At 66.3% G+C, this 26,754-nt stretch carries 30 protein-coding genes; 9 read left to right on the top strand and 21 right to left on the bottom strand.

Going from position 1 to position 26,754, the window contains the following annotated elements:
• The first annotated feature begins 90 nt into the window (after positions 1-90).
• Entirely contained in the window at positions 91-1,098 is a 1,008-nt protein-coding gene (locus tag D6B98_RS28290; RefSeq protein WP_126260313.1) for an LLM class flavin-dependent oxidoreductase, read from the top strand.
• 199 nt (positions 1,099-1,297) lie between these two features.
• Here the strand turns inward: D6B98_RS28290 and D6B98_RS28285 are convergent, their stop codons facing one another.
• The 6 genes from D6B98_RS28285 to D6B98_RS28260 are packed head-to-tail and all read right to left on the bottom strand — an operon-like array spanning position 1,298 to position 5,910.
• A complete protein-coding gene (locus D6B98_RS28285; RefSeq protein ID WP_126260312.1) occupies positions 1,298-2,173 on the bottom strand; it encodes an amidohydrolase family protein in 876 nt (291 codons plus the stop codon).
• 12 nt (positions 2,174-2,185) lie between these two features.
• The gene (locus D6B98_RS28280; RefSeq protein WP_126260311.1) at positions 2,186-2,578 is read right to left on the bottom strand and encodes a RidA family protein; all 393 of its coding nucleotides are present in this window, start codon (positions 2,576-2,578) and stop codon (positions 2,186-2,188) included.
• A 24-nt stretch (positions 2,579-2,602) separates the two neighbouring features.
• Positions 2,603-3,406, bottom strand: coding sequence for a 2-oxo-hept-4-ene-1,7-dioate hydratase (gene hpaH / locus D6B98_RS28275; RefSeq protein ID WP_126260310.1), 804 nt, complete (start codon positions 3,404-3,406; stop codon positions 2,603-2,605).
• 3 nt (positions 3,407-3,409) lie between these two features.
• Positions 3,410-4,270, bottom strand: a complete 861-nt coding sequence (locus D6B98_RS28270; protein WP_126260309.1) for a fumarylacetoacetate hydrolase family protein — start codon at positions 4,268-4,270, stop codon at positions 3,410-3,412.
• 53 nt (positions 4,271-4,323) lie between these two features.
• Entirely contained in the window at positions 4,324-4,941 is a 618-nt protein-coding gene (locus tag D6B98_RS28265; RefSeq protein ID WP_126260308.1) for a flavin reductase family protein, read from the bottom strand.
• Between the two features lie 3 nt (positions 4,942-4,944).
• A complete protein-coding gene (locus tag D6B98_RS28260) occupies positions 4,945-5,910 on the bottom strand; it encodes a Bug family tripartite tricarboxylate transporter substrate binding protein (RefSeq protein WP_126260307.1) in 966 nt (321 codons plus the stop codon).
• A gap of 121 nt (positions 5,911-6,031) precedes the next feature.
• Here D6B98_RS28260 and D6B98_RS28255 point away from each other — a divergent pair, with 121 nt between their 5' ends.
• The 4 genes from D6B98_RS28255 (at position 6,032) to D6B98_RS28240 (ending at position 9,745) form a co-directional block, all read left to right on the top strand.
• On the top strand, positions 6,032-6,823 hold the full coding sequence (locus D6B98_RS28255) for an IclR family transcriptional regulator (protein ID WP_164718911.1): 792 nt from the start codon (positions 6,032-6,034) through the stop codon (positions 6,821-6,823).
• 268 nt (positions 6,824-7,091) lie between these two features.
• Positions 7,092-8,387, top strand: a complete 1,296-nt coding sequence (locus D6B98_RS28250) for an O-acetylhomoserine aminocarboxypropyltransferase (RefSeq protein ID WP_126260305.1) — start codon at positions 7,092-7,094, stop codon at positions 8,385-8,387.
• Positions 8,388-8,391: 4 nt separating this feature from the next.
• A complete protein-coding gene (locus D6B98_RS28245) occupies positions 8,392-9,174 on the top strand; it encodes an alpha/beta fold hydrolase (protein ID WP_126260304.1) in 783 nt (260 codons plus the stop codon).
• Positions 9,175-9,241: 67 nt separating this feature from the next.
• A complete protein-coding gene (locus tag D6B98_RS28240) occupies positions 9,242-9,745 on the top strand; it encodes a DUF6496 domain-containing protein (protein ID WP_126260303.1) in 504 nt (167 codons plus the stop codon).
• A 455-nt stretch (positions 9,746-10,200) separates the two neighbouring features.
• Here the strand turns inward: D6B98_RS28240 and D6B98_RS28235 are convergent, their stop codons facing one another.
• From D6B98_RS28235 to phnG, 9 genes are read right to left on the bottom strand one after another with little or no spacing between them, the layout of a single operon-like run.
• Positions 10,201-10,812 (bottom strand): pyridoxamine 5'-phosphate oxidase family protein, encoded by a 612-nt coding sequence (locus D6B98_RS28235; protein ID WP_126260302.1) that lies wholly within the window; start codon positions 10,810-10,812, stop codon positions 10,201-10,203.
• 24 nt (positions 10,813-10,836) lie between these two features.
• Positions 10,837-11,433: a phosphonate metabolism protein/1,5-bisphosphokinase (PRPP-forming) PhnN gene (gene phnN, locus D6B98_RS28230; protein WP_126260301.1), complete on the bottom strand. Its 597-nt coding sequence runs from the start codon at positions 11,431-11,433 to the stop codon at positions 10,837-10,839.
• Positions 11,430-12,587 (bottom strand): alpha-D-ribose 1-methylphosphonate 5-triphosphate diphosphatase, encoded by a 1,158-nt coding sequence (locus D6B98_RS28225; RefSeq protein ID WP_126260300.1) that lies wholly within the window; start codon positions 12,585-12,587, stop codon positions 11,430-11,432. Before D6B98_RS28225 ends, phnN begins: the two co-directional genes overlap by 4 nt.
• Positions 12,588-12,598: 11 nt before the next feature.
• Positions 12,599-13,297 carry a phosphonate C-P lyase system protein PhnL gene (phnL, locus tag D6B98_RS28220; RefSeq protein WP_164718910.1) on the bottom strand — a complete coding sequence of 233 codons (699 nt, stop codon included), beginning with the start codon at positions 13,295-13,297 and terminating at the stop codon, positions 12,599-12,601.
• 22 nt (positions 13,298-13,319) lie between these two features.
• A complete protein-coding gene (phnK, locus tag D6B98_RS28215) occupies positions 13,320-14,117 on the bottom strand; it encodes a phosphonate C-P lyase system protein PhnK (RefSeq protein ID WP_126260298.1) in 798 nt (265 codons plus the stop codon).
• A complete protein-coding gene (locus D6B98_RS28210) occupies positions 14,110-15,006 on the bottom strand; it encodes an alpha-D-ribose 1-methylphosphonate 5-phosphate C-P-lyase PhnJ (protein WP_126260297.1) in 897 nt (298 codons plus the stop codon). Before D6B98_RS28210 ends, phnK begins: the two co-directional genes overlap by 8 nt.
• Positions 15,003-16,106 carry a carbon-phosphorus lyase complex subunit gene (locus D6B98_RS28205; protein ID WP_126260296.1) on the bottom strand — a complete coding sequence of 368 codons (1,104 nt, stop codon included), beginning with the start codon at positions 16,104-16,106 and terminating at the stop codon, positions 15,003-15,005. Before D6B98_RS28205 ends, D6B98_RS28210 begins: the two co-directional genes overlap by 4 nt.
• A gap of 3 nt (positions 16,107-16,109) precedes the next feature.
• Positions 16,110-16,718: a phosphonate C-P lyase system protein PhnH gene (gene phnH, locus D6B98_RS28200; protein WP_164718909.1), complete on the bottom strand. Its 609-nt coding sequence runs from the start codon at positions 16,716-16,718 to the stop codon at positions 16,110-16,112.
• Positions 16,719-16,722: 4 nt separating this feature from the next.
• Positions 16,723-17,187 carry a phosphonate C-P lyase system protein PhnG gene (gene phnG, locus D6B98_RS28195; RefSeq protein WP_126260383.1) on the bottom strand — a complete coding sequence of 155 codons (465 nt, stop codon included), beginning with the start codon at positions 17,185-17,187 and terminating at the stop codon, positions 16,723-16,725.
• Positions 17,188-17,308: 121 nt separating this feature from the next.
• Between phnG and phnF the strand changes: the two genes are divergently transcribed.
• A complete protein-coding gene (gene phnF / locus D6B98_RS28190) occupies positions 17,309-18,037 on the top strand; it encodes a phosphonate metabolism transcriptional regulator PhnF (RefSeq protein ID WP_126260294.1) in 729 nt (242 codons plus the stop codon).
• A 135-nt stretch (positions 18,038-18,172) separates the two neighbouring features.
• On the opposite strand, the gene phnE (D6B98_RS28185) is transcribed toward phnF, so the two are convergent.
• The 4 genes from phnE (D6B98_RS28185) to phnC form a co-directional block, all read right to left on the bottom strand.
• Positions 18,173-19,018 (bottom strand): phosphonate ABC transporter, permease protein PhnE, encoded by an 846-nt coding sequence (phnE, locus tag D6B98_RS28185; RefSeq protein WP_126260293.1) that lies wholly within the window; start codon positions 19,016-19,018, stop codon positions 18,173-18,175.
• Positions 19,015-19,899: a phosphonate ABC transporter, permease protein PhnE gene (gene phnE, locus D6B98_RS28180; protein ID WP_126260292.1), complete on the bottom strand. Its 885-nt coding sequence runs from the start codon at positions 19,897-19,899 to the stop codon at positions 19,015-19,017. Before phnE (D6B98_RS28180) ends, phnE (D6B98_RS28185) begins: the two co-directional genes overlap by 4 nt.
• Positions 19,900-19,972: 73 nt before the next feature.
• Positions 19,973-20,908 carry a phosphonate ABC transporter substrate-binding protein gene (phnD, locus tag D6B98_RS28175; RefSeq protein WP_126260291.1) on the bottom strand — a complete coding sequence of 312 codons (936 nt, stop codon included), beginning with the start codon at positions 20,906-20,908 and terminating at the stop codon, positions 19,973-19,975.
• Between the two features lie 74 nt (positions 20,909-20,982).
• Entirely contained in the window at positions 20,983-21,792 is an 810-nt protein-coding gene (phnC, locus tag D6B98_RS28170) for a phosphonate ABC transporter ATP-binding protein (RefSeq protein WP_126260290.1), read from the bottom strand.
• Positions 21,793-21,965: 173 nt separating this feature from the next.
• Between phnC and D6B98_RS28165 the strand changes: the two genes are divergently transcribed.
• Genes D6B98_RS28165 through D6B98_RS28155 form a run of 3 tightly spaced genes read left to right on the top strand, consistent with a single transcriptional unit; the run spans position 21,966 to position 24,568 of the window.
• Complete coding sequence (locus D6B98_RS28165) at positions 21,966-22,634, top strand: transferase hexapeptide repeat family protein (RefSeq protein ID WP_164718908.1); 669 nt, start codon at positions 21,966-21,968, stop codon at positions 22,632-22,634.
• Positions 22,631-23,824 carry an alpha-D-ribose 1-methylphosphonate 5-triphosphate diphosphatase gene (locus D6B98_RS28160; protein ID WP_126260288.1) on the top strand — a complete coding sequence of 398 codons (1,194 nt, stop codon included), beginning with the start codon at positions 22,631-22,633 and terminating at the stop codon, positions 23,822-23,824. Before D6B98_RS28165 ends, D6B98_RS28160 begins: the two co-directional genes overlap by 4 nt.
• A gap of 18 nt (positions 23,825-23,842) precedes the next feature.
• The gene (locus tag D6B98_RS28155) at positions 23,843-24,568 is read left to right on the top strand and encodes a DUF1045 domain-containing protein (RefSeq protein WP_126260287.1); all 726 of its coding nucleotides are present in this window, start codon (positions 23,843-23,845) and stop codon (positions 24,566-24,568) included.
• Here the strand turns inward: D6B98_RS28155 and D6B98_RS28150 are convergent.
• Positions 24,546-25,139, bottom strand: a complete 594-nt coding sequence (locus tag D6B98_RS28150) for a hypothetical protein (protein ID WP_126260286.1) — start codon at positions 25,137-25,139, stop codon at positions 24,546-24,548. The two genes, D6B98_RS28155 and D6B98_RS28150, sit on opposite strands and share 23 nt — an antisense overlap.
• A gap of 83 nt (positions 25,140-25,222) precedes the next feature.
• Positions 25,223-26,623 carry a selenium-binding protein SBP56-related protein gene (locus D6B98_RS28145; RefSeq protein WP_126260285.1) on the bottom strand — a complete coding sequence of 467 codons (1,401 nt, stop codon included), beginning with the start codon at positions 26,621-26,623 and terminating at the stop codon, positions 25,223-25,225.
• Between the last annotated feature and the right edge of the window lie 131 nt (positions 26,624-26,754).

Below are 26,754 nucleotides of genomic sequence, written 5' to 3'. Positions count from 1 at the left end.
TCGACGAGACGACAGGTTTCGCAAGTGCCCTACCCATCCTGCGCACCGACACTACATGTGATGGCGCAGCCCTCCACCCGGTACCCCCGCATGATCCCCTTCTCCGTGCTCGACCTCGCGCCGATTTGCCAGGGCGGCGATGCCGCGCAGGCGTTCCGCAATTCGCTCGACCTCGCCCGGCATGCGGAAGGCTGGGGCTACAAGCGGTTCTGGCTCGCCGAGCATCACAACATGACGGGGATCGCCAGCGCGGCGACATCCGTGGTGATCGGGCACATCGCCGGCGGCACCAGGACGATCCGCGTCGGCTCCGGCGGCATCATGCTGCCGAACCATTCGCCGCTGGTGATCGCCGAGCAGTTCGGCACGCTGGAATCGCTCTATCCCGGGCGGATCGATCTCGGGCTCGGCCGGGCGCCGGGCACCGACCAGTTCACCGCACGGGCGCTGCGGCGCGACCTCGCGACCACGTCCGAGAATTTTCCGCAGGACGTTCTGGAGCTGCAGGCGCTGCTCGGCGAGGTGCAGCCGAACCAGGCGATCCGCGCCGTGCCCGGCATGGGCACCAAGGTGCCGCTGTGGATTTTGGGATCGAGCACGTTCGGCGCGCAGCTGGCGGCGATGCTCGGGCTGCCGTTCGCCTTCGCCTCGCATTTCGCGCCGCAGATGATGATGCCGGCGCTGCGCGAATATCGCGCGCGGTTCGAGCCGTCGGCGCAGCTCGCCCGGCCCTATGCGATGGTCGGCGTCAACGTGTTCGCTGCCGACAGCGACGCGGAGGCGCAGCGGATGTTCTCCTCGCTGCAACAGCAGTTCATCAATCTGCGCCGCGGCACGCCCGGCCCGCTGCCGCCGCCGGTGGACGACATGGACGCGCTGTGGTCACCGGCGGAGAAGGCGGGCGTCGGTCAAGCGCTGTCGTGCTCCGCGGTCGGCTCGCCCGATGTGGTGGAAGAGAGATTGAAGGCGCTGATCGCCGAGACCGGCGCGGACGAATTGATCACCACCGGGCAGATCTACGACCATGCCGCACGGCTGCGCTCGTTCGAGATCGCGGCCGAGGTGCGGGAGAGATTGGCGGCGCAGCCGGCGGTGTGAGCAGGCGCGACTTTTGCGACGACGGAGGTGCGCTCCCTCCCCCGCTCGCGGGGCGCGACGAGCTTCGCTCGCGCTGAGAGGGTTGGGGAGAGGGTGTCTCCGCAATGGGACAATCCCCTGGAGGAGAGAGCCCTCACCCCAGCCCTCTCCCGCACGCGGGAGAGGGAGCGGACCGTCTTCCGAGCGAGCTTAGGGCTCTCTAATCCGCAAAGCCGAACAGCTTGGCTGGATTGTGCACCAAGATCTTCTCCAGCTCCGCCTGGTCCGGCGCGTAGCGGTACATCAGCTCGAGCAGGTCGGCATCGTTCGGCGGCTGCTTGACCGAGACCGGGTGCGGCCAGTCGCTGGCCCAGACGCAGCGATCGACGGCGGCCTCGATATAGGCGCGCGCGATCGGGATCACGTCGTCGTAGGGCGGGCCGGCCTTCGAGGTCTTCTCGCCGAGCGACAGCATCACCCAGAAATTGCCCTTGCCGAGCAGCTCGAGCATCTTGCGCAGGTTGGGATCGCTCTTGCCGGCCTCCGGGTCAGGCCGGGCCATGTGGTCGATCAGCACGGGCACGTCGAGGTTCTCGTATTTGGCGACGCTCGACATGATGCCGTCCTTCTCGGGCTGGATCTTGACGTACCAGCCAAGCTCGCGGATGCGCGCAATCGCGCGGGCGAAATCGGCATCCGACAGCACGGCGCCGAGCTCCTGGCGGAAGCTGAAGCGCGCGCCGCGCACGCCGGCATCGTGCAGCCTGGAGAGGTACGCATCGCTTGCCTCGGCGAATACCAGCGCGTTGGCGCAGCCGCGATAGTTCGGCCCCATCGCTTTGAGCCCGTCGAGCACGACGGCATGATCGGCGCCGTAGGTCGTGGTCTGCACGATGATGCCGCGCTCGATGCCGAGCGCCCTGTGCATGCGTAGCGCCGCTTCCCAGGTCGCACTCGGCATCCGATAGGCGGCCCCGGGGCGTTCCGGATATTTCTCGATCGGACCCAGCACGTGAAACTGGCTGTCGACGGTCTTTGGCGGCGGCGCCTTGCTCGGCCGGCGCGGATCGGGATCGAACGGCAGATAGGTCGGCATGCAAGCGCTCCTTCAGTCGATCACGGCGGTGAAGTCGCACTGCACCAGCGCGCCGCCATCCATATTGTCCATCGGCAGCGCGTGGCGCGCCGGGCGCGAATGCTCGTCCGGAAACATCTTGAGCCATTCGACATTCACAGGCCCGCGGTTGCTGCGGTCCTTCAGCCAGACCGTCATCTTGATGATGTCGTCGGTGGTGCCGCCCGCGGCCTCCACCGTCGCCTTCATGTGCGCGAACATGTTGGCGCATTGCGCCTCGAGACTTTCGGGCATGACCCCAGCCGCATCGCGGCCGAGGATGACGCCCGACATCACGAGATTGCCGATACGGCAGGCGTTCGGAATCGGATTGACGTGCTTGAAGCCGCCGATGTGGATGCTTTTGCGCCGCTTCTGACTTGTCATGGTGCGCTCCCTCTTATTGTTGGTTCAGACGAACTGGCACGACACCGAGCCGAACGGGCCGTAGTCGGCGTGGAACGTGTCGCCGCGGCGGATGTCGACGGGCCGCGTGAACGATCCCGCCAGCACCACTTCGCCGGCGGCGAGATGCTCGTCATGCGGCGCGAGGCGGTTGGCGAGCCAGGCGATGCCGTTGGCGGGATGATTGAGCACGCCGGCGGCAAGCCCGGTCTCCTCGACCTCGCCGTTGCGGAACAGCAGCGCGCCGATCCAGCGCAGATCGGCATCCATCGGGCGGATCGGCCGGCCGCCGAGCACCAGCGCGGCATTGGCCGCATTGTCCGAGATGGTGTCCATGACCTTTCGCGTCTTGCCCGTCTCGGGATCGACGCGATGCATGCGCGTTTCCAGGATCTCCAGCGCGGGCGTGACGTAGTCGGTGGCGTTGAGCACGTCGAAGATGGTGCAATCGGGCCCGCGCAGCGGCGCCTTCAGCACGAAGGCGAGCTCGACCTCGATGCGCGGCGCGTGGAAGCGAGCGAACGGGATCGGCGTCGCATCGGCATAGAACATGTCGGCGAACAGCACGCCGTAGTCCGGCTCGGAGATGCCGACCGCGTTCTGCATCGCCTTCGAGGTCAGGCCGATCTTGTGGCCCTTGACGATGCGACCGCGGCCGAGCTGAAGCCTGGTCCAGGCGCGCTGGACGGCGTAGGCATCCTCGATGCTGAAATCCGGATAGTCCTTCGTGAACATCGGAATCAACGTCTTGGTGCGCTCGGCCTCATCTAGGCGCGCGGCAAGGCGCTCGATCGTCGCAGTGTCCAGCATGATCTAGCTCTCCGCGGCGACTTTGTTGCACAGCACGCCGATGCGGCTCGACTCGACCTCGACCACGTCGCCGACCTTCAGCCAGCGCGGCGGATCGAAGCGCGCGCCCGCCCCGGTCGGCGTGCCCGTGACGATCATGTCGCCGGGCTTCAGCGTTGCAAAGGTGGAGAGGTAGGAGATCAGGACATCGAACGGGAACATCAGCCGCTCGGTCGTGTCCTGCTGCCGCACCTCGCCGTTGACGCGCGTGACGATGTCGTGCGGTCCGCGCGGGTCGAGCTCGTCCGACGTGACGATCCACGGGCCGATGCTGCCGGAGCGATCGAAATTCTTGCCCTGCGTGACGTTGAACTTGCCGTGCCGCAGCCAGTCGCGGATCGTGCCCTCGTTGCAAAGCGTCATGCCGAAGATGTGCGACCACGCCTGGTCGCGCGGGATGTGACGGCCGCCCTGCCCGATCACGATGACGAGTTCGCCCTCATAATCGAGCTGCTCCGAGACCTTCGGCTTCTCCAGCGGCTGGCCGGAACCGGTCATCGACGACATGCTGCGCACGAACAGGCTGGGATATTTGGGCAGGTCCGAATTATCCCTGTATTCGGCGTTGCGCTCGGCGTAGTTGACGCCGATGCACCAGAGCTTTTCCGGCGCCAGCACCGGCGGCAGCAGGACGAGCTGATCCAGCGCGTAGTCGGGCTTTTGCCCGGCGACGGCTTCCTGCGCGTCGGCAAGCGCGTTGGCCGCGATCAGCGCCTTCACATCCGAATAGTCGCGGCCGATCCGCTTGGTGAGATCGACGACGCCGCCTTCGACGGCCGCGCCGTAACGCGGCTCTCCGTCCAAGAGATAGCTCAGGAGTCGCATTGTGATTCCTCCGATGATGTCGAGGCGGCCTGGCCGGCGACCGGCCCGCGCGCTCAGTCTTTCGATTTGGGCGTCTGGAACACCGTGTTCAGCGTCACGATCTCGCCGAGGCGGGCGTAGCGGGGACCGCCGATGCGCGCGATCGGATCGAGCGCCCTGGTTTCGACCTTGCCGTCGTTCACGAGGCCGTCGCGCAGATGGAACATCACGACTTCGCCGACGATCAGCCGGCTCTTGGCATCGCCGAACTCCAGGCATTGCCGAAAGCGGCATTCCATCGCGACCGGCGCGGCAGCGAGCCGCCGCACCTTGATGCGCTCGCAGGGCAGCGTCTCCAGGCCGAGATGCTCGACCTCGCTGATCTCAGGCGGATGCTCGACCGACGAGTCGTGCACCGCCGACATCAGCGGGGTATCGGCGATGTGGATGACGTATTCCTCGGTGTCGAGGATGTTGTGCGCGGTGTCCTTGTAGTCGGCGCCCTTGCGGCCGACGCTGATGGCGAGCATCGGCGGCTTCTGCGAGACGAAGGTGAAGGCGCTGAACGGGGCGAGGTTGAGCACGCCCTTGCTCGACAGGCTCGTGACCCAGGCGATCGGGCGCGGCACCACGATGCCGGTCATCAGCCGGTAGATGCGTTCGGCGCCGAGCTCGCTGGGATCGATCCGCATCGGTCAATCCGCCCTGATGTTGGCCTTGCGCACGACCGGAATCCACTTGGCATCCTCGCGCTCGAGATAGGCCCTGAACGCATCCGGCGTCATCGGCGTGGCTTCGCCGCCGAGCTTCTCGAACTTGTCGACCACGCCAGGGTCTTTCAGGATCGCAACCAGCGTCTCGTGCAGCTTGTCGATGACGGGCGCGGGCGTGCCCGCGGGCGCGAACAGGCCGGTAAAGGTCTGGCCGTCGAAATCCTTGTAGCCGAGCTCGGCGAAGGTCGGCACGTCGGGCAGCGATTTCAGGCGATGCGGGCTGGTGACGGCCAGGGCGCGGAACAGGCCGGCCTTGATGTGCTGCAGGCTGACCGTGAGCTGGTCGAACGCGAACTGCACCTGGCCGCCGAGCAGGTCGTTGATCGCCGGTGCATTGCCGCGATAATGCGCGGTGACCCATTGCAGCTCGAGGTTCGACTGCATCAGCTCGCTGAGCAGATGGTTGGTGGTGCCGGGGCCGGGCGAGGCCATGGTCAACTTGCCGGGCTCGCGCTTGGCGAGCTCGACGAACTCCTTGAAGGTGTTGGCCTGCACCGACGGATGCACTTCGAGCACCAGCGGCGTCATCGAGATGGTCGAGATCGGCAGGAAGTCCTTCTTCCAATTATAGGCCTCGCGCTTGTTGATCTCGGTCGCGAACAGCACCGGGCCGTTGGCGCCGACGAACAGCGTGTAGCCGTCGGGCGCGGACTTGGCGAAGGCTTCGCCCGCGATCATGCCGCCGGCGCCGGCCTTGTTCTCGATGATGAAGGGCTGGCCGAGCTTTTCCTGCAGCTTGTCGGCGACGATGCGCGCGGCGCTGTCGACATTGCCGCCGGCGGGATAAGGCACGATCAGCTTGACGCTGCGTGCCGGCCATTGCTGGCCCGAGGCGGGCCCCGCCAGCATCGCGGCCGCGGCAGCTATGGCAATCCAGATTAATCTCATGTTAACCTCCCGGCAGCGCTTCAATTCCATGTCGAGTGCCCCGCAGGGCAACTCGATTCGGCGGCAATCTCCAGATGCGCGCTTTACCTGTCGAGTGAATTGTGGCGTTGTTGTCCATATTATGGACAGAACCAAGATCGCTCGCAACGCGGCAACACCGCGGCAGGGCGCGCAGGCGATCCGGCGCGCGCTCGCCGTGCTGCGCATTCTTGCCGCCGGCCGCGAGGCCGGTGTGCCATTGGCCGAGGTCGTGCAGGCGACCGGCCTCACCCGCCCGACCGTGCATCGCATCGTCCACGTGCTGATCGAGGAAGGCATCGTCGAGCGGAGCGCGCGCAGCGGCCGCTACGCGATCGGCAACCAGGTGCCGGAGCTGGCGCTGGCGCGGCCGCGCCCCTCGCGGCTGCTGGTCGCCGCCAATCCGTCGCTGCGGCGTGCCTCCGCCGAGATCGGCGACACGCTGTTCCTGACCGTGCGCACCGGCAACGACACGCTGTGCGTCGACCGCAGGATCGGCGTCTATCCGATCCAGGTGCTGTCGATCGAGGTCGGCGCGCGCCGGCCGCTCGGCGTCTCCAGCGCGGGCGTCGCCATCCTCGCCGCGATGCCGGCGCCGGAGGCGCGAAAGATCGTCGCGGCCAACGAGAAGCGGTTCGAGACTTACCGGACCGATACGGCGACGGTCCTCGGCGAGATCACCGCCGCGCGGCGGCTCGGATACGGCATGAGAGAGATCGGCCTCGTGCAGGGCACGAAGTCGATCTCGACCTGGATCAAGACCCCGGACGGCCGCCCCGCCGCGGCCATGACCGTCTCCGCGGTGCGAACGCGGCTCGGCCCCCGCCGCGAGCAGGAGGTCGCGGAGATTCTGTTGCGGGAGGCGCGGATCATCGAGCAGGCGATCGGGGGTTAGTCTCGCAGAGCACGCAGGCGGCGCTGCTTCGCCTCTCCCCGCTTGCGGGGAGAGGCCGGAATTCGAGCGAAGCTTGAATTCCGGGTGAGGGGGAGCCTCCGCGAGTCCGACTCTCACCGTCCTCGCGGAGACTCCCCCTCGCCCCAACCCTCTCCCCGCAAGCGGGGCGAGGGGGCGCACCGGCGATGCGGCGCTGTCAATGGGCTGACGCGGCGCGCCGTTTTATGGCACAAGAGCCGCCATCGCCGACCGACCAACGAGGCCATGCATGCCCGCGCCCAAACCGCCTGCCTTCGAGACCCTGAGCCTGCATGCGGGCCAGCATCCGGATCCCGTGACCGGCGCCCGCGCGGTGCCGATCTATCAGACCACGTCCTATGTGTTCCAGGATTCCGACCACGCCGCTGCACTGTTCAATCTGGAGCGCGCCGGCCACATCTATACGCGCATCTCCAATCCGACCACCGGCGTGCTGGAGGAGCGGCTCGCCGCGCTCGAAGGCGGCGTCGGTGCGATCTGCACCGCGAGCGGCATGGCCGCGCTGCATCTGGCGATCGCGACGCTGCTCAATGCCGGCGACCACATCGTGGCGTCGAGCTCGCTCTATGGCGGCACCATCAACCTGCTGGCGCATACGCTGCCGCGCTTCGGCATCACGACCACGTTCGTCAAGCCGCGCGACCTCGACGCGTTCCGCAGCGCCATCAAGCCGAACACGAAACTCGTGATCGGCGAGACCATCGGCAATCCCGGGCTGGAAGTGCTCGACATCCCCAAGGTCGCGCAGATCGCGCATGACGCGAAGATTCCGCTGCTGATCGACAACACCTTCGCCACGCCCTATCTCAGCCGGCCGATCGAGCTCGGCGCCGACATCGTCATGCATTCGGCGACCAAATGGATCGGCGGCCACGGCATCGCGATCGGCGGCGCGATCATCGACGGCGGCCGCTTCGACTGGCGCTCTTCCGGAAAGTTCGGCGTGCTGACCGAGCCCTATGGCGGCTATCACGGCATCGTTTTCGACGAGCAATTCGGCACGGCGGCCTTCATCATGCGCGCGCGCACCGAAGGCCTGCGCGATTTCGGCGCCTGCCTGTCGCCGACCAACGCATTCCAGCTGCTGCAGGGCGTCGAGACACTGGGCGTGCGCATGGACCGCCACATGCAGAACACCCACCTCGTGCTGGAAGCATTGAAGTCCAACAAGGCGGTCGACTGGGTGCTGCATCCCTCTCTGGAGACGCACACGGATTATCAGCTCGCCAAGCAGCTCCTGCCGCGCGGCGCCGGCTCGATCATCTCCTTCGGCATCAAGGGCGGACGGCCCGCCGGGCGCAAATTCATCGAGAGCCTGCGCATGATCAGCCATCTCGCCAATGTCGGCGACGCCAAGACGCTGGTGATCCACCCGGCCTCGACCACGCATCAGCAGATGGACGCCGAGCAGCTCAGGGACGCCGGCATCGGCGAGGAGCTGGTGCGGCTCTCGGTCGGCATCGAGACCGCGAGCGACATCATCGACGATCTGGCGCAGGCGCTGCGCATCTCGCAAAAGGTCTGACACCATGAAGCTCTCCATCAACGGCGCTGATGTGTTCGTCGCAACCGGCGGCCGCGACTTCGACAAGTCGCTACCTGCGGTCGTGTTCATCCATGGCGCCGGCTTCGATCATTCGACCTGGGCGCTGCATACGCGCTGGTTCGCTCATCACGGCTTTGGCGTGCTGGCGCCTGATCTGCCCGGTCACGGCCGCTCGGCTGGGCCTTCGCTGTCGAGCATCGCCGAGATGGCGGACTGGACCGCGGCGCTGCTCGATGCGGCAGGAAGCGTAAAGGCGCATCTGATCGGCCATTCCATGGGATCGCTGATCTCGCTGGAGACCGCGGCCCGGCATCCCGACAAGGTCTCGGCGCTGAGCCTGATCGGCACCGCCGCGACCATGACGGTCGGCCCGGATCTGCTGAAGGCCGCCGAGGCCAACTCGCAGGATGCCAACGACATGGTCTCGATCTGGGGCCTCGGCTTCAACGCCGAGCTCGGCGGCAGCCTGGCGCCGGGCCTGTGGATGCATGGCGGCGCGCAGGCGGTGCTGAAGGCGTGCGAGCCTGGCGTGCTGTTCAAGGATCTGTCGGCCTGCAATTCCTATACGAATGCGCTTCAGGCCGCGGCGAGCGTCAAGGTGCCGACAACGCTGATCCTGGGCGAGCGGGACATGATGACGCCGGCGAAAGCCGGCAAGGCGCTCGCCGCGGCAATCCCGCATGCAAAGACCGTGGTGGTGCCGGGCGCGGGACACATGATCATGGCAGAACGTCCGGATGAGCTGCTGGCGGCGCTGAGGAACTGACTGGATCGATCTTCTGCCTTGCGCGTTGCGGTGAGATATCCCTCTCAATCAAGAAGGGAACTCGACCATGCCAAGACAAGAGATCATTCGTAAAGCGAGGCAGGACAAGCGCGCCGGAAAGTCGCCGAGCACGCAGGCCGGCGAATTCGTCAAGGACGAGATCGACAGGATCCGCAAAGGCAAGCACGGCGCCCGCTCGACGAAACAGGCCATCGCGATCGGCCTCTCCGAGGCACGCCGCGCCGGCGTCGACCTGCCGCCACCGCGCAAGGGACGCACCAAAAAGGCGACGCGCCGCAGCGCCCAATATGCCTATGAGGTCGGTCAGGGCAAGCGCACCGCGAAGCGGCGCCCGAAGGTGTCACGCGCGGTCGCAGGCGTGTTGAAGAAGGAGCCGCGCTCAACCGCATCGCGCAGCGCGCTGTCGAAGCAGGGCAAGCGCGCCGCGAGCAGGCGATCCGCAGCATCGCGTTCCGCCGCGGCGCGCAAGGCCAGCCGGACCAAGGGCGCCAAGGTTCGCTCCACTGCGGCAAAGAAGGCGGCACGCACCAGGGCGCGCCGCCGCAGTTGATCAGCTCGGCGGTTCCGCTCCGACAATACCGCGCGTTCGTCCTCGCGCGCGGGGCGGAACCGGCGGCCTTCGAGACTGTCGAACAGACTTCGACGCTCCTGTCTTTGGGATTCTCGGTGCCGTAGGGTGGGCAAAGCGACTTGTCCGCCGTAGCTCGGAGAGCGAAGGCGGAAGCGTGCCCACCATTTGCGTGTAACCGGTGAGAGTTCGTGGGCACGGCGCAAGTGCGCCTTTGCCCACCCTACGATTCCTGAGGGCGGGATGGCGTTTAATTGGATGGGAGCGAAAGCGGCAATCTCCACTTTCCTTCTCCCTTTGTGGGAGAAGGTGGCGCGAAGCGCCGGATGAGGGGTATCTCTCCGCGCTCAGCGCTCCTCGTGAGGATGGATACCCCTCACCCGTCTCGCCGCTAGCGCGGCGAGCCACCCTCTCCCACAAGGGGAGAGGGAAAAAGATCACCACATCGTCGCTGCCGCACGCGCCGGCCACGCGTGATCGTATTCCGCGCCGCCGACCTTGTTGTCGCTCATCTCGGCGAGGATCTGGCCGGGGGTCGGCAGCATCTTGGGGTCGATGCGCTTGTCGGGATTCCAGAGATCGGAGCGGACGATGGCGCGGGCGCATTGGAAGTAGATCTCGTCGACATGCATCACCATGACGCTGCGTGGCGCCTTGCCTTCGACCTCGAACGAGGCCAGGAGCTCGGGATCGACCGAGAGATGAGCGCGGCCGTTGGCACGGACCGCGTTGCCGGAGCCGGGAATCAGGAACATCAGCGACACCCTGGGATCGCGCACGATGTTGCGCAGCGAATCGACACGGTTGTTGCCGCGACGGTCCGGCAGCATCAGCGTCCTGGGATCGTGAACACGGACGAAGCCGGGCAGGTCGCCGCGCGGCGAGCAGTCGATGCCCTCGGGGCCGATGGTGGCGAGCGCGGCGAACGGGGCCTTCTCGACGAAGACGCGATAGAGCGGCGTGACGTGGTCGGCGACTTTCACGGTCGAGGCGTCGTTGGTGACGCCGTAGATGGCCTCTAGCTGCTCGACCGTTTCGATCACCGACATTCCGTTCTCTCCGTGGTGGACCGGCTATTCTCGCCGGCCTTCGTTCCTGACGACGCGCACGAGCTCGCGGCTGTGATCCTCCGCGCTGCCGGCGTTGAGGATGGTGACATCGGCCTGCGCTGTCGCGTCGTCGATGCTGCGGGTGAGACGTTGTGCGATGTTGCCATCGCTCTGCCGCGCCCGCGCGGCAAGTCGCCGTGCCAGCACCTCCGGCGGCGCCGTGATCGCGACCACTAAGACATTTGCGTAAGCTTGGCGCAACGCGCCGATCACCGTGCGCGAGACGTTGGCGACGACCGTTCGTCCGGCGCGGATATGGTCGTTGATCTCGCGCGGCAGCGCATAGGAATGTCCGTGCGCGTCCCAGTGCACGGCGAAGTCACCATGATCCCGCGCACGGTCGAATTCGTCGGGACTTATCGCGATATTGTCTTCATCGGGCGATGACGCACGCGTCACGATACGGCGCGGAAACAAAACGCTGGGATCATCGGCGCAGGCCGCCTGCGCCAGGCGCAGCAGCGTGTCCTTGCCGGCGCCGCTGGGGCCGACCACGAGCACGAGCCGGCCGGGGCCGATCGCGCCCGCCTCGCCCTCGGCCGTGGTCGCCGTCTCGCTCATGCGACGCGGTGTCCCTCGCGCCAGACGCTGCGGACGACGGGAATGTGGCCTGCAACATGCACGCGGATCAGATCGGCGCGCTTGCCGGTCGCGACCTCGCCGCGATCGGTGAGGCCGACCGCCTCGGCGGGCGCCTTCGTCACCGTGCGGATCGCCGCCGGAAGGCTGATGCCGGGCACATGCTCGGGCAATTGCAGCGCGCCCATCAGGAGGCTCGACGGGATGTAGTCCGACGACAGGATGTCGAGCAGGCCTTCCCGGGCGAGATCGACCGCGGCGATGTTGCCGGAATGCGAGCCGCCGCGCACGACGTTCGGCGCGCCCATCAGGATGTCGATACCGGCCTGATGCAGGGCACGCGCGGCTTCCAGCGTGGTCGGGAATTCCGCGACCGAGATGCGGTCGCGCACGGCATCCGCGACGTTCTCCTCGGTGGTGTCGTCGTGGCTCGCGAGCGGGATGTTGTACCGATGCGCCAGCGCCACGATCTCGCGCATATTGGTTGCGGCGTATTGCTTCTGGTACTCGAAGCGCTTGGCGAACAGCTCGTCGAGCTCGGCATCGGTCTTGCCGCCGCCCTTGCCGCGATAATAATCGCGCAGCTTGACCTCGTCGCGGAACTGGCGCTGGCCGGGGGTGTGATCCATCAGCGACATCAGCTTGACGTCGGGGCGGTCGATCAGCTCCCTGGCCTCCTCCACCACGCTCGGCATCGGGATCTCGCAGCGCAGGTGCAGGAAGTGGTCGGCGCGCAGCAGGCTGGCATCGCGCGCGGTCGTGATCGCGGCGGCCAGCACGCCGGCGCGGCCGTCGACCTCCTCGGCGCCGTCCTCGCGCCAGACCCGGAGCGAGTCGAACACGGTGGTGATGCCTGATGTGGCGAGCTGACCGTCATAGGAGACCACGGCGGCGACCGGATTCCAGAACACCTTTGGCCGCGGCACGTAATGGGCTTCGAGATGGTCGGTGTGAAGCTCGATCAGGCCCGGCATGATGAGGTCGCCGCCGACATCCTCGGCCCCTGCGGGCGCCCGGCCCTCGCCGATCTCGGCAATGCGGCCATCGGCAAGAGCAAGCCAGCCCTGCTCGATCACCCGGTCGGCCAGCACGATCCTGGCGTTGGCGATCACAATGTCCTTCGGCTTGGCGTTCATTTCCATGTCCCTCAGGCCGCCGCGGCAAAGCTGGTGACGTCGACGATGCGGTCGGCAATCAGATGACGGATTTCGTCGTCATGGACAATGGCAACCATGGCGACGCCCCGGCGCTTCTTCTCGGCGATCAGCTCGACCACCACGGTGCGGTTGGCGGCGTCGAGCGAGGCGGTCGGCTCGTCCAGCAGCAGGATCGGCAGATCCGAGATGAAGCCGCGCGCGATGTTGACGCGCTGCTGCTCGCCGCCGGAGAAGGTCGCGGGCGGCAGCCGCCACAGCCGCTCGGGGATGTTGAGGCGATGCAGCAACTCGCCGGCGCGAGCCTGCGCGTCGGCGCGGGCCGTGCCGTTCACGATCAGCGGCTCGGCGACGACGTCGATGGTGGCAACGCGCGGCACCGCCCGCAGGAACTGGCTGACATAGCCGATGGTGGCGCGGCGGACGTTGAGCACCTGGCGCGGCTCGGCGCTGGCGAGATCGATCAGCGCGCCGCGATGGCGGATGCCGATCCGGCCGCTGTCGCAGCGGTAATTGCCGAAGATCATCTTCAGGATCGACGACTTGCCGGCGCCCGACGGACCCGACAGCACGACGCACTCGCCCGGATTGACCTTGAAGGTCACGCCGCGCACGACCGGCAGCTCGATGCCGCCCTGCAGGTGCATCGTGAAGGTCTTGTTGGCGTCGGCGATATCGATCATGGCGGTCATTGCAGAACTCATATCGAAAGGCTCATGGCGGCAGAATCGAGGAGACGAGGAGTTGTGTATAGGGCTCGCGGGGGTCGTCGAGCACCTGGTCGGTGAGACCGGTCTCGATAACCCTGCCGCCCTTCATCACCATCACCCTGTGAGACAGGAGCCGCGCGACCGCAAGATCGTGGGTGACGATGATGACGGCCAAGTGGAGCTCGGCGACGAGGCTACGCAGGAGATCAAGCAGGCGGGCCTGCACGGAGACATCGAGGCCGCCGGTCGGCTCGTCCATGAACACCAGCCGCGGCTCGGTGACGAGGTTGCGTGCGATCTGGAGGCGCTGGCGCATGCCGCCGGAATAGGTGCGCGGCGCATCGTCGATGCGTGCGACGTCGATCTCGACGCGGGTCAGCCAGTCCGACGCGGTATCGCGGATGCGGCCATAATGGTTCCAACCCACCGCCATCAGGCGCTCGCCGACATTGGCGCCGGCCGAGACCGCCATGCGCAGGCCCTGCGCGGGATCCTGGTGCACGAAGCCCCAATCGGTGCGGAACAGGAAGCGGCGCTCGGCCTCGCCCAGCGTGGCGAGATCGCGCGTGACACCGTCGCGCATGCGGTAGGAGACGTGGCCGCCGCTGGCCGCGAGCTGGCCCGACAGGAGCTGAAGCAGCGTCGACTTGCCCGAGCCGGATTCGCCGACGATCGCCAGCACCTCGCCGGGATAGAGCGCGAACGAGACGTCGCGGCACGCGGCGATGCGGCCGAAGGACTTGCTGAGGGACGTCGCGACCAGCAGCGGCTCGTCGTTCTCGTGCAGGTCTGGATCAGCCATTCGCGCCTCCTTGCGCCTTGTCCTTGTACGGCGCGGCGCTGAGGCTGCCGTGGTGGCCCGCGGCCTGCCGGCCCTCGCAATAATCGGTGTCCGAGCAGACGAACATGCGGCTGCCCTTGTCGTCGGTGACGATCTCGTCGAGATAGGAATTCTCTGCGCCGCACAGCGCGCAGGGCGCGTTGAAGCGATAGGGCTCGAACGGGTGATCCTCGAAATCGAGCGACACCACCTGCGTATAAGGCGGAATCGCATAGATGCGCTTCTCGCGGCCGGCCCCGAACAATTGCAGCGCCGGGCAATTGTCCATCTTGGGATTGTCGAATTTCGGCGTCGGCGACGGGTCCATTACGTAGCGCGCGTTCACCTTCACCGGATAGGCATAGGCGGTCGCGATGTGGCCGAAGCGGGCGATGTCCTCATAGAGCTTCACATGCATCAGGCCGTATTCGGCCAGCGCGTGCATGCGCCGCGTCTCGGTCTCGCGCGGCTCGAGGAAGCGCAGCGGCTCCGGAATCGGCACCTGATAGACCAGCACCTGGTTCTCGCTCAGCGCCGCCTCCGGGATGCGGTGACGGGTCTGGATCACGGTCGCCTCCTCCGTCGCGGTCGTGGTGGCGACGCCCGCGGTCTTGGCGAAGAATTTGCGGATCGAGATCGCGTTGGTGGTGTCGTCGGAACCCTGGTCGATCACCTTCAGCACGTCGGCAGGACCGAGGATCGCGGCGGTGACCTGCACGCCGCCGGTGCCCCAGCCATAGGGCATCGGCATTTCGCGGCTGGCGAACGGCACCTGATAGCCGGGGATCGCGATCGCCTTGAGGATGGCGCGGCGGATCATCCGCTTGGTCTGCTCGTCGAGATAGGCGAAATTGTAGGCCGGCGCGTTCATTCCGCGGCCTCCTTCATGGCTTCGGGCGCTTGGGCATCCGCGAACTCCCGACGCAGCTTGCGCAGCAGGCCGAGCTCGGACTGGAAGTCGACATAATGCGGCAGCTTGAGGTGCTCGACGAAGCCCGTCGCCTGGACGTTGTCCGAATGCGACATCACGAACTCCTCGTCCTGCGCCGGGGCACGCACCTCCTCACCGAGCTCGCGGGCGCGCAATGCGCGATCGACCAGGGCCATCGACATGGTCTTGCGCTCGCTCTGGCCGAAGGCGAGGCCATAGCCGCGGGTGAAGCACGGCGCTTCGGTCGCGGAGCCCTTGAACTGGTTGACCATCTGGCATTCGGTGAGCTCGATCGCGCCCAGCGGCACGGCGAAGCCGGCGTCCTCCGCGAAGAACTCCACCTCGACCTCGCCGAAGCGGATTTCGCCGGCGAACGGATGGTTGCGGCCATAGCCGCGCTGGGTGGAATAGCCCATCGCCAACAGAAACCCTTCGTCGCCGCGCGCCAGATTCTGCAGCCGCAGGTCGCGGTTCGCCGGAAAATTCAGCGGCTCGCGGGTGAGATCGCCGACGCTGGCGCCGTCCTCGGCCTGGGGCGAGGATTCGATCAAGCCGTCGCGGCCGAGAATGTCCGTCACGCGCGGCGTCGGCGCCGTGGAGGCATCGGCCGTGGCCGGCGCCTCCGGCGCAAAGCCTTGCGCGAGCGAGGGATCGAGCAGGCGGTGGGTATAGTCGAAGGTCGGCCCGAGAATTTGGCCACCGGGAATGTCCTTGAAGGTCGAGGACACCCGCCGCTGCACCCGCATGGCGCCGGTGTCGACCGGCTCGCTGGCGCCGAAACGCGGCAGCGTGGCGCGGAAGGCGCGGACCAGGAAGATCGCCTCGATCAGATCGCCGCGCGCCTGCTTGATCGCAAGCGCCGCGAGCTCGCGATCGTACAGCGAGCCTTCGCTCATGACGCGGTCCACGGCGAGGCCGAGCTGTTCCGAGATCTGGTCGAGCGTGACCTCCGGAACGCCGTGGTCGCCGCGCCGCTTGTGGGCGAGCAGGCGATGGGCGTTCTCGATGGCGCGTTCGCCGCCCTTGACTGCGACATACATGCTTCAGCTTCCCTTGCTCACGACACGCGTGGTGCGGGGGATCGCGACCACGGCGTCATCGGCGACCAGCACGACATCGATGCCGCGCGGAAACAGCGGCTCGTTGAACCGCAGGCGCTCGAACAGGTCGAACGGCTTGATCGACGCCTGGAGCGTCGCGGCACCGTCGATGCCGGGCCCGCGCAGCTCGAAGCTGCGACCCGCGTCGAGGCTCTCCACCTGGAGGATGATAGTGGTGGAGCGATCCGGATATTCGCTGGTGCCGAGCGCGAAGCGTTCGAGCGGCGGAAGCGCGGCGCCGTCGCCAATCAGCGCAAAGCTCGCGATCGAGCTATCCTGCACCACCGGCGCGCCGGTGTGGAATTTCAGCCATTTGACCACGTCCGGGCTCGCCGCCATCCGCGCATCGAGCCAGAGCGGCGTGTCGTGGTCGAACAGCGTCAGCGCGATCGCGGCGGTGCCGCGCATCATCGGACCGGGCGCCCCCGCGCCCGGCACGATGGGCCGGACCGAGCCCGGCCGCGCCATCGCGTCCATCACCGAGCGAAAGGTCGATTGCGCCGACAGCACCTTGTCGGCGAACCCCGGCGGCAATTCCGCAATCGTGGTCATGATCTCACCCCTCACCGCGCACCATGGTGTAGAAATCAACCTTAGTCGCGGCGGTCTCGGCCGCGGCCTGCTGGCGGCGAATCATAAGCTGCTCGCGCAACGGCGCGATTACATCCCGCTCCACCGCGCCGCCGAAATCACGGGACTGCACCAGCGCATCGCACAGCGCGATCAGCCGCGCCTTCTCACTGTTCCGCCCGAGCGTATAGCCGAACCCGACCTCGCCGCTCGCAAGCCGCACGGCCGCGCGCGACACCGTGGCCTCGCCGAGATTGAACGGCGCACCGTCGCCGCCGACCCGGCCGCGCAGCATGACGAGGCCGTTCTCCGGCGCGCGCAGATCCTGATGCTCCGGAAGAGCGAAGTCGCGGAGGCGGGCGGCGATCTCGCCCGCCTCCGCGTGCGCCAGCACGGCCATGGCGGCCTTGCGCTGGGCTTGCTGGTTGTCGTGCTGGGTCACCCGATTCACCGAACCTTTGGACAGAACTTGCCCGCGCCGAAGTTGTCTATGATAATAGACAACTTCATACGGGAGCGCCATGACTGTTTCGTGACAAAGCCGTGATTTCTGGGCTAGGCTGACCGGCGATATGAGCATGCAAGACACTGCATCGTCCGGCGTCGCGCTGTGGCGCCTCGTTGCCGACGGCATCGAGCGCGGCATCGCCGACGGCCGCTTCGCGGCCGGCGACAAATTGCCGGGCGAGATGGAGATCGCCGAAACCTATCGCGTCAACCGCCACACCGTGCGGCGCGCGCTGGCAGCCCTCGCCGAGCGCGGCCTGGTGCGCGCCGAGCGCGGCAGCGGCACCTATGTCGAAGCGCAGAAGCTCGCCTACCCCCTACGCTCGCGCACCCGTTTCTCGGAGATCGTCGGGGCCGGCGGCCGCGAGCCGCGCGGCCAGTTGATCGAGGCTTCCGAGGATGTCGCCACCCGCGAGCTGGCGCGCGAGCTGGGCTTGAAAGCCGGCGCGCCCCTGGTGCGGATCGAGGCGATCCGCCTTGCCGACCGCACCCCGATCTGCGTCTCCACCACCTGGCTGTCGGCCGAGCTGTTTCCGGATGCGGGCGCCGTGTTCGCGGCGACGCGCTCGATGACGAAGCTGCTCGCGCATTACGGCGTGCGCGACTATCGCCGCGGCGCGACCCGGATCACCGCCGGCATCGTGGACGCAACCGACGCGGCACGGCTGGATCTCGCGCTGGGACGCCCGATCCTGGTGGTGGACGCCACCGACCACGATCTCCAGGGCCAGCCGCTGATGACCAAGCACTCGCGCTTCGCGGCGGAGCGGGTGGAGTTTCTGGTGGAGTCGTAGGGGCCCTCTCCGAGAAACGGGACTCGTAGGGTGGGCAAAGCGCAGCGTGCCCACGACTTTGATCATGTCGGAGAAAGTTCGTGGGCACGGCGCTGACGCGCCTTTGCCCACCAGACGGCGCTACGGCACCGACGGTCAGGCGACAGCTCGCTTGCCAATGATCGCAAAGCGCAGCTTGCCCGAGATGAAATCGATCGCGGCGACCGCGACCAGGATCATCAGGATCAGGAACGACACTCTCTGCCATTCCAGCACGCGGATCTGCTCGGCGAGCTGGAGGCCGATGCCGCCGGCGCCGACGATGCCGATGATGGTGGCCGAACGCGTGTTGGATTCGATGAAATAGAGCACCTGGCCGGCGATGACGGGCAGCACCTGCGGCAACAGGCCGAAGCGGATCTCGTGCAGCGCGCTGCCGCCGGAGGCGCGGATGCCCTCGACCTGCTTCTGGTCAGCGCCTTCGATCGCTTCCGAGAACAGCTTGCCGAAGGCGCCGAAATCCGACACCGCGATGGCGAGCACGCCGGCGAACGGGCCGAGCCCGACCACGTTGATCCACACCAGCGCCCAGATCAGGGTGTCGACGCCGCGGATCGAATCCAGCACGCGGCGAATGGGAAAACGCAGGATGCTCGACGGCACCACGTTGCGCGCGGCGAGCAGGCTGACCGGAAGCGCGAACAGTGCGGCGAGGGTCGTGCCCAGCAGCGCGATCGACAGCGTCTCGCCGAGCGCCTTGAGATAGACCGGCAGCGAGGAGCCGGGATCGGGCGGGATCATCATCAATGTGATCCAGCCCAGCTGGCTGAGGCCGGCCAAGAACCGCGACGGCGAGAAGTCGAGATCGACGAGGCCGTAGATCAGGATCGCGAACGCTGCGACGATCATCGCCGGCATCGCGAGCCGCGCTGAGGCCGGCCGGTCGAACACGTCGGGGTAGCGCGCGCGAAGCTCTCGCGGATCGACCTCGTGCGGCGTCACGTCCGCGCCTCCTTGCCGAACAGGCGGCCGCGCAGCCAGCCCGTGGTGATGTCGATGATGAAGACGGTGATTATGATGGTGAGCAGGATGGCGCTGACGTCCGAATAGTAGAATTTGCGAATGGCGACGACGAGCTCCTGGCCGATGCCGCCGGCGCCGACGAATCCCATCACCGAGGCTTCGCGCACATTGATCTCGAAGCGCAGCAGCGCGTAGCTGGCATAGCCCGCGGTCACCTGCGGCACGACGGCGAAGCGCATGCAGGCGAGCCAGCTTGCGCCGGTCGATCGGATGCCCTCGACCGGCTTCATGTCGGCGTTCTCGACGATCTCCGAGAACAGCTTGCCGAGCGCGCCGGTGGAATGGATCGCGATCGCGAGCACGCCGGCCATCGGACCCAGCCCGAACGCGATCACGAACACCAGCGCGAACACGATGCCGGGAACGGTGCGTGCGAATTCAAGCAGGCGCCGGACGACGAAGCGCAGCCAGGGTGCGGGCGAGGTATTCTCGGCGGCGAAGAAGTTCAGGCCAAATGCGAGCGTCGCGCCGATCAGCGTGCCGACGTAGCTGATTAGCAGGGTCTCTCCCAGCATCTTCAGCCATTTGCGCCAGCCCCACATCCACTCGCCGACATCGGTCCAGACCCGCTGGCCGCTGTCGAGCGTGAAAATGCGGTCGAAATAGCTGACGAAATTGCCGAAATAGCTGAACAGCGTGCGCAGATTCACTTCGGCGCCGATCGCGGCGAGAACCAGCGCCGCGGCGAAGACCGCGGCTCCGAACAGGAGGCGGAGCCGCCTGCGGGCCACCGCCTGGCGATAGGCGGCGTTGAGCACGGCGAGCTGCTGCTCGGGAAGGATCGAAACCGCTGTTGTCATGGGCTCGAGATCAGGTCCCGTCAAAGAAAGAGCCGGGTCGTTCGACCCGGCTCCAGTGGCATTGTCCTGATACTCAGGACGCCTTCTTCTTACGCAGGGCGTCGACGAACTTGATCAGCTCGATCGTGCCATCCCAATCCTTGGTGGTGGCGGGATGAAAGCCCTTCTTCTGGCCGTCGGAGAGGCGATCGAACGCGGCCTTGTCCTTGGCCGGCGCGTCGAAGAAAGCTTTCACAATGGCGGCCTTGGCGTCTTCCGGCAGGTCGGAGTTGAAAGCATAAGGGCCGTTGATGATCGGCGCCGATTTGTGGACGATGCGGAAGTCGTCCTTCTTCATCGCCGAGCCGTCGGCATTCTTCAGCATGCCCTTCGTCAGCATCTGCGCCAGCGTGGAATCGTCGTCGCTGGTCCACTGGTTGGCGGCGACGTCGACCGTGCCCTGCGACAACGCCAGCATCGCGTTCTCGTGGCTGCCGGTGAAGACGACCTTGCTGAAATAGGTGTCGGCATCGTGGATGCCCATCTTGTCGAGCTCGAAGCGCGGCACGTTGTTGCCGGAGGTCGAGTTCGGATCGACCAGGCCAAGGTTCTTGCCCTTGAGCTGATCGAGGGTCTTGTAGGGGCTGCTCGCCTTGACGAAGAACACCGAATAATAGCCGGTCGAGCCGTCGGCGTTGACGTCGTTGGCGAAGGCCTCGGACTTGACGCCGGTCAGGCGGGCGCGGGCGAACGCAGCCGAGCCGTAGCTGGCAATGTGGATGTTGCCGGCGCGCTGGCCTTCGATCACGGCGGCGTAGTCATTGGCGATGCGCAGCGTCACCTTCACGCCCAGCTCCTTGGAGAGATAGCTCATGAACGGCGCCCAGCGCTCGGTGACGCCGGAGGCGTTCTCGGCCGGCACGACCGCGAAGGTCAGCTCGGGATATTTCGCTTTCCAGTCGGCGGCCAGGGCTGAAGTCGTGAACGCGAGCGCGGCGGCGCCGGCAAGGACCAGTCTGCGAGTAATCATGATACCCTCTTCATCGGTTGGGGTCGGTTGACGCAAAGACTTGCAACGAAGACTTGCAACGAAACAGATTTCGCTCAGGCGGCCGCGGCCGTTCCGAGCGCGGGGACGCCCGCGGGCGCCGGCACAGGCATGGCACCCATGACATCGGCGGCTTCGAGATCGTAGAGCTCGCGTGCGACGTGATCTGTCAGCGCGGCCGGCGCGCCGTCGAACACCACGCGGCCCTGCGCCATGCCGATCAGGCGATCGCAATAGCTGCGGGCGAGATCGAGCGAATGCAGGTTACAGAGCACGGTGATGCCGAAATGCTTGTTGATGCGCAAAAGCGCATCCATCACGATCTTGGTGTTGCGCGGGTCGAGCGAAGCGATCGGCTCGTCGGCGAGGATGATGTCGGGCTGCTGCACCAATGCGCGCGCGATCGCGACGCGCTGCTGCTGACCGCCGGAGAGCTGGTCGGCGCGCTGCGCGGCGAGCGAAGCGATGTCGAACTGTTCGAGCGCCGACATCGCCAGCGCCTTGTCCTGCTCCGGCCACACTTGCGACAGCGAACGCCAGGCCGGCATCGTCGCAAGCCGTCCCATCAGGACGTTGGTGAGGACATCGAGCCGGCCGACCAGGTTGAACTGCTGGAAGATCATCGCCGAGCGCGCCCGCCATTGCCGCAGCTCCTTGCCGCGCAGCGCGGTGACGTCGATCCCGCCGAACAGGATGCGTCCCTCGGTCGGGGTCACCAGGCGGTTGATGCTCCGCAGCAGGGTCGATTTGCCGGCGCCGGACCGTCCGATCACACCGACGAAGCCGCCGGGGGAAATTTGAAACGAGGCACCGTCCACCGCGGCTTTCGCGCCGAAGCGACACGTCAGACCTTCCACAACCAGCATGCAGGGCTCCAGATTAACTGGAGCCAATCGCTAACGCCGGCGCTTAACACTTGTGTGACAGGGACGTTGCGGTGCGGCGATCCTGCACAGCTCATCCCCTGTCATCATGGTGTCATGACATCGTCATCAAGCCGCTCGAAGAGATACGCCCGTCCCCAGACTTCGGATTCGACATGGCCGCCAAAGCTCTTTCAGTTCAGCCGACCATCGATCCCTCGGCCAAGCTGCATGAGGTCAGGCTCGGCGCCTATACCGAGGTCGGCGCGCGCACCATCCTGCACGAAGTGGCGATGGGCGATTACTCCTATGTCGTGAACGATTCGCAGATCACCTACAGTACGATCGGAAAATTCTGCTCGATCGCGGCGATGACGCGCATCAATCCCGGCAACCATCCGATGCACCGCGCGACGCAGGCGCATTTCACCTATCGCTCCAGCGCTTACTTCGAAGGCGAGAGCGACGATACCGAGTTCTTCGACTGGCGGCGCCAGCATCACGTCCATATCGGCCACGACGTCTGGATCGGCCACGGCGCGATCGTGCTGCCGGGCCGCAACATCGGCACCGGCGCGGTGATCGCGGCCGGCGCCATCGTCACCAGGGACGTGCCGGCCTACACCATCGTCGCCGGCAATCCGGCCCGAATCGTGCGGCGACGGTTCTCCGAGGAGATTGCCGGGCGGCTTGCGCGGCTGGCCTGGTGGGACTGGGATCACGACAAATTGCGCGAGGCCCTGCCCGATTTCCGCAAGCTCGGGATTGAAGATTTTCTTGCGGCATATGAAGCACGAGCGAGATCTCTCGCCAATCCTCCCAGTGAACGAAGCGCGGTCGCGTGACAGACATCTTCCTTGAAGGCGGCCGGACCCTGATCGGCGCCGAACTCGTCGAAACGTCATTGGCGGTGTCCGGGCAGGACATCACTGCGATGGACGCTGCGCGCGGCCGGGCGCGGCTGGCGATCGACGCGCGGGGCCTGCTGGTGCTGCCCGGCATCGTCGATCTGCATGGCGATGCGTTCGAGCGGCAGATGATGCCGCGTGCCGGTGTCGACTTCCCGATCGACGTCGCGCTCGCCGACAGCGACCGCCAGGCCATCAGCAACGGCATCACCACGGTGTTCCACGCCACCACCTGCTCCTGGGAGCCGGGCTTGCGCAGCGCCGACAATGCGCGCGGCCTGATGGAGGCGATCGAACGGCAGCGTCCGCAATTCGCCGCCGACACCCGCTTCCATCTGCGGCACGAGACCTACAATCTCGAGGCCGAAGCCGAGATCGCGCAATGGCTCATGGAAGGCCGCGTCGACCTGTTCGCCTTCAACGACCACATGGACGGCACGGTCGCCGACATGGCCAAGCCGCGCAAGCGCAACCGCATGGTGGAGCGCACCGGACTGTCGGGCGAGGAATTCGATCGCCTGGTTGAACGCGTGACGTCGCGCGCCGACGAGGTGCCGGCTTCCGTTGCGCGTCTGGCCGCCGCGGCCCGCGCCGCCGAGGTGCGGATGCTCTCGCACGACGACGCGACGCCGGCGATGCGCCGAGAGTTTCGCGAGCTCGGCGCTGACATCGCGGAGTTTCCGATCAACGAGGAGACGGCGCGGGCGGCGGCAAGCCACGGCGACGCCATCGTCTATGGCGCGCCGAACGTCGTGCGCGGCGGCAGCCACACCGGCTGGACCAAGGCCTCCGACATGATCGCCAAGGGGCTCTGCTCGGTGCTGGCCTCGGATTATTATTATCCCGCGCAGCTGCTCGCCGCGTTCCGGCTCGCCGCCGATGGCGTGCTGCCGCTGACGGAGGCCTGGAATCTGGTCTCCGCCGGCCCTGCGCGCGCGACCGGCCTCACCGATCGCGGCGTGCTCGCGCAAGGCCGCCGCGCCGACATTCTGCTGGTCGACGACACTGCACCGCTGCGGCCGCGGCTGATCGCGGTGATATCAGGCGGCAAGCTCGTCCATCTCACCGATGCCACACGGCTGCTCGCCGCGGCAGCGATGCCGCGCGAAGCTGTCGTCGCGGCCTAAACCGGCTATGCTCGGGCGATGACAGATCTTCCCCGCTACGCGATCTATTTTGCCGCCGGCAGCGACAGCCCCCTCTCCCGCTTCGGCGCCGAGCTGCTCGGCTACGATGCCTATACCGGCAACGAACTGCCGTTTCCGCGCGAGGCGCTGGAGGTCGCGCCCGATTGGCGCGACCTTAGCGCCGATCCCCGCAAATACGGCTTTCATGCCACGCTGAAGGCGCCGATGGCGCTGGCATCGGGCAAGACCGAAGCCGGGCTGATGGAAGCCTGCGCGACCTTCGCCGGCAAGACGCGGCCGCATCCCGTGATCCGGCCTGTCGTCGATGCCATCAGCGGTTTCATCGCCGTCATTCCAGCCGAGCCGGTCGATACGCTTCAAGAGCTCGCCGCCGATTGCGTCCGCGATTTCGATCTGTTTCGCCCCGCCCTGACCGCGGAAGATCGCGCGCGGCGTAAGCCGGAGAAGCTGAGCGAACGGCAGCGCGACTATCTCGACCGCTGGGGCTATCCTTACGTGATGGAAGAATTCCGCTTCCACATGACGCTGACCGGACGGCTGGATGCGGAGCGGCGCGGGCCGATCCTGGAGATGCTGCGCGCGCGGTTTGCGACGCTGAGGATCGAGACACTCGAGATCGACCGCATCGCGCTGTTCAGGCAGGATGACGCAAGGGCCCGGTTTCGCATCATCGGCGAGTGGGGATTGGCGCGGGTGGACTTCAGCGCCAGCTCAAGAGATTGAAGGCGAGCGCCACCGCGCCAACCAGGACGAGGCTGGTCGCCCAGACTGCGTCAAGATTGAACCAGCTTCGCGAGACGAACTTCAACCCCAGATAACGGTAGACCAGCCACGCCAGACACCCGCCGGCGCTGACCATGGCGGCAACGTGCACCACGGACACCAGCACCGCCATCCCGAGACTTGCCTTCATCAGCTCGCCCGCCGCCTCGTGGCCGGCATCGAGCTCGAAAGCCCGGCAGAGCCCGAGATAGATCGGCACGAGCATCAGGGCGGCGCCGTGGGCAATGGCGACGGCAAATGACCAGAGCGCCAATTGCGTCGGCGGAATTCGTGCCAGCGCGCGCGGATGGCGCCGGTCGATCAGCCGATAGACGCCGAAGCCGATGACGAGAAGGCTCGCACCGATCTGGATCGGACGCTGCCACTCGGCCAGCACGAGCAGGAACGCGAATGGCAGCAGCACGAGAAATGTTGCCAGGAGATGCCCGGCCGCCAAGGCCCACAATGCACGGAAGAGCGCGCGCGGGCTCTTGTCCATGAGCCCGGCAGACACGGCGAGCGGCCATCCCATTCCCGGATTGATCCCGTGGTAGAGACCGCTCGCGGCAAGCGCGAGCCACAGCCAGCCGAGCGCCGGGTTCGCATGGGTCCCATCTAGACCGACGGGTAGCAAAAGGAGTCCGTCGAACAGTCGCCGCCCTCGAGCCTGATCTGGTGCGCACGATATCCGTCGGGGAAGCTCACGAAATAATCCTTGTCGAGCTCGAGGCCGCCGTTGCGACCGACATTGGCCATGACTTCCACGCCCGGAACCCCGTCGGGATAGAACTGGTCGTCCCAGGTGGAATAGAGCGAATTGGTCCAATACACGCGCCTGCCGTCACGGCTGATCTCGACCATTTGCGGGCCCGCCGCAAAGGCCTTGCCATTCGGATGGGGGGTGCGGCGCGCGATACCGCCGATATGGACGGAGCCCGCAAGCTTCGGTTTGCGCGGATCACTGACGTCGTACTGGCGCATTTCGCCCGTACCCCAGCACGAGACATAGAGAAACCGGTCGTCCATCGACAGATCGATGTCGGTCACCAGCGGCGGCACAGCACCAAACCCCTGAAGCAGCGGCGGGAGCTGCTCCTTTGGCGCGGGCTCGGGTGGGATCGTCGCCGTCTTCTCCGCATGGAATTTCCCGCCTTCTCGCCACCAGGTCCAGATCGATGCTTCGAGATTCGTGGTGTCGACCACGACGCCGACGAAGCCGTACTCGCGAACCGGATCGTGCGCCGGCCGCACCTCCAGGGCCATCTGATGATTGGCACCGAGGTCGATGGTCTGGACGTTGCGACGGGCGCGAAGATCCCAGAAGTGCAGACGATGGCCATATTTGTTCGCAAGCAGATCTTCCGGAACGATCCCGTTCTCGAACTGCGGCGGCAAGGCCCATTCGCTCGTCACCATGTAGTCGCGCGGCAGATTCCACCAGAAATCATAGTGCAGCGTCTGCGGACCGCGGTCGATCTCCCATCGTCCCAGGACCTCGAAGGTCTCGCAATCCATGATGAAGACACCGGGAGGACCGTTGGTGCCGTCCTTGCCGCCGCCGCCCAGCGTGCTGACGTAAATGCCGTCCGGTCCGCAATGGATCGTGTGTGGCCGCGAGTAGCCGGTCTTCTTGAAGACTTCCTCTGGCTCGATGATCTTGTGGATCTTGGCTTGGGTCGGATCTGGCTTGGTATCGATGACGTAGATGCGCGACGAGCGCAGCCCGGGGATGATGAGATAGCGCCGCTCGATGAAGGCGTGTCCCGCGAGCGGCGACAAGGCGGAGGAGCAGGCATTCCAGCCGAAGTGGTGAAACTCATCGCCCTTGTTGGGCATCGTCACGGTGTGGACGATCCGGCTATAGGTCGGCGATCCCGGCTTGACGTCGATGACCGCGAGAGCATCCGGCTTCGAGAAGTCCGGACTGAGCAGCAACGTGTAGGCAAAGTTCTCCGCAGGTGCTTCCATCGCAAGCTTGGGCGATGCGTGAAAGGTGGGATCGGGCCTCATCGTCATGGCACTGCCTCCCTATTCTGTCGGTTCGCTCCAACCTGGCTCGGGATAACGGCATAATGAAGAGGTGTTACGCGATGTCTTGAGATGCTCCAGACCAGTTGGCGAACGTACAATATGTCATCGCCGTGCCG

The organism is Bradyrhizobium sp. LVM 105, assembly GCF_003957705.1.
GTDB classification, from domain to species: Bacteria; Pseudomonadota; Alphaproteobacteria; order Rhizobiales; family Xanthobacteraceae; genus Bradyrhizobium; species Bradyrhizobium frederickii.
The sequence above is the reverse complement of the archived record's forward strand: the minus strand, read 5'-3'. Positions and strand labels throughout refer to the sequence as shown.

Excerpts from the sequence above, each read along its gene's own strand:
- D6B98_RS28290 (WP_126260313.1), top strand. The coding sequence starts at position 91 with ATGATCCCCTTCTCCGTGCTCGACCTCGCGCCGATTTGCCAGGGCGGC.
- D6B98_RS28285 (WP_126260312.1), bottom strand. The coding sequence starts at position 2,173 with ATGCCGACCTATCTGCCGTTCGATCCCGATCCGCGCCGGCCGAGCAAG.
- D6B98_RS28280 (WP_126260311.1), bottom strand. The coding sequence starts at position 2,578 with ATGACAAGTCAGAAGCGGCGCAAAAGCATCCACATCGGCGGCTTCAAG.
- hpaH (WP_126260310.1), bottom strand. The coding sequence starts at position 3,406 with ATGCTGGACACTGCGACGATCGAGCGCCTTGCCGCGCGCCTAGATGAG.
- D6B98_RS28270 (WP_126260309.1), bottom strand. The coding sequence starts at position 4,270 with ATGCGACTCCTGAGCTATCTCTTGGACGGAGAGCCGCGTTACGGCGCG.
- D6B98_RS28265 (WP_126260308.1), bottom strand. The coding sequence starts at position 4,941 with ATGCGGATCGATCCCAGCGAGCTCGGCGCCGAACGCATCTACCGGCTG.
- D6B98_RS28260 (WP_126260307.1), bottom strand. The coding sequence starts at position 5,910 with ATGAGATTAATCTGGATTGCCATAGCTGCCGCGGCCGCGATGCTGGCG.
- D6B98_RS28255 (WP_164718911.1), top strand. The coding sequence starts at position 6,032 with ATGGACAGAACCAAGATCGCTCGCAACGCGGCAACACCGCGGCAGGGC.
- D6B98_RS28250 (WP_126260305.1), top strand. The coding sequence starts at position 7,092 with ATGCCCGCGCCCAAACCGCCTGCCTTCGAGACCCTGAGCCTGCATGCG.
- D6B98_RS28245 (WP_126260304.1), top strand. The coding sequence starts at position 8,392 with ATGAAGCTCTCCATCAACGGCGCTGATGTGTTCGTCGCAACCGGCGGC.
- D6B98_RS28240 (WP_126260303.1), top strand. The coding sequence starts at position 9,242 with ATGCCAAGACAAGAGATCATTCGTAAAGCGAGGCAGGACAAGCGCGCC.
- D6B98_RS28235 (WP_126260302.1), bottom strand. The coding sequence starts at position 10,812 with ATGTCGGTGATCGAAACGGTCGAGCAGCTAGAGGCCATCTACGGCGTC.
- phnN (WP_126260301.1), bottom strand. The coding sequence starts at position 11,433 with ATGAGCGAGACGGCGACCACGGCCGAGGGCGAGGCGGGCGCGATCGGC.
- D6B98_RS28225 (WP_126260300.1), bottom strand. The coding sequence starts at position 12,587 with ATGAACGCCAAGCCGAAGGACATTGTGATCGCCAACGCCAGGATCGTG.
- phnL (WP_164718910.1), bottom strand. The coding sequence starts at position 13,297 with ATGACCGCCATGATCGATATCGCCGACGCCAACAAGACCTTCACGATG.
- phnK (WP_126260298.1), bottom strand. The coding sequence starts at position 14,117 with ATGGCTGATCCAGACCTGCACGAGAACGACGAGCCGCTGCTGGTCGCG.
- D6B98_RS28210 (WP_126260297.1), bottom strand. The coding sequence starts at position 15,006 with ATGAACGCGCCGGCCTACAATTTCGCCTATCTCGACGAGCAGACCAAG.
- D6B98_RS28205 (WP_126260296.1), bottom strand. The coding sequence starts at position 16,106 with ATGTATGTCGCAGTCAAGGGCGGCGAACGCGCCATCGAGAACGCCCAT.
- phnH (WP_164718909.1), bottom strand. The coding sequence starts at position 16,718 with ATGACCACGATTGCGGAATTGCCGCCGGGGTTCGCCGACAAGGTGCTG.
- phnF (WP_126260294.1), top strand. The coding sequence starts at position 17,309 with ATGAGCATGCAAGACACTGCATCGTCCGGCGTCGCGCTGTGGCGCCTC.
- phnE (WP_126260292.1), bottom strand. The coding sequence starts at position 19,899 with ATGACAACAGCGGTTTCGATCCTTCCCGAGCAGCAGCTCGCCGTGCTC.
- phnD (WP_126260291.1), bottom strand. The coding sequence starts at position 20,908 with ATGATTACTCGCAGACTGGTCCTTGCCGGCGCCGCCGCGCTCGCGTTC.
- phnC (WP_126260290.1), bottom strand. The coding sequence starts at position 21,792 with ATGCTGGTTGTGGAAGGTCTGACGTGTCGCTTCGGCGCGAAAGCCGCG.
- D6B98_RS28165 (WP_164718908.1), top strand. The coding sequence starts at position 21,966 with ATGGCCGCCAAAGCTCTTTCAGTTCAGCCGACCATCGATCCCTCGGCC.
- D6B98_RS28155 (WP_126260287.1), top strand. The coding sequence starts at position 23,843 with ATGACAGATCTTCCCCGCTACGCGATCTATTTTGCCGCCGGCAGCGAC.
- D6B98_RS28150 (WP_126260286.1), bottom strand. The coding sequence starts at position 25,139 with ATGGGATGGCCGCTCGCCGTGTCTGCCGGGCTCATGGACAAGAGCCCG.
- D6B98_RS28145 (WP_126260285.1), bottom strand. The coding sequence starts at position 26,623 with ATGACGATGAGGCCCGATCCCACCTTTCACGCATCGCCCAAGCTTGCG.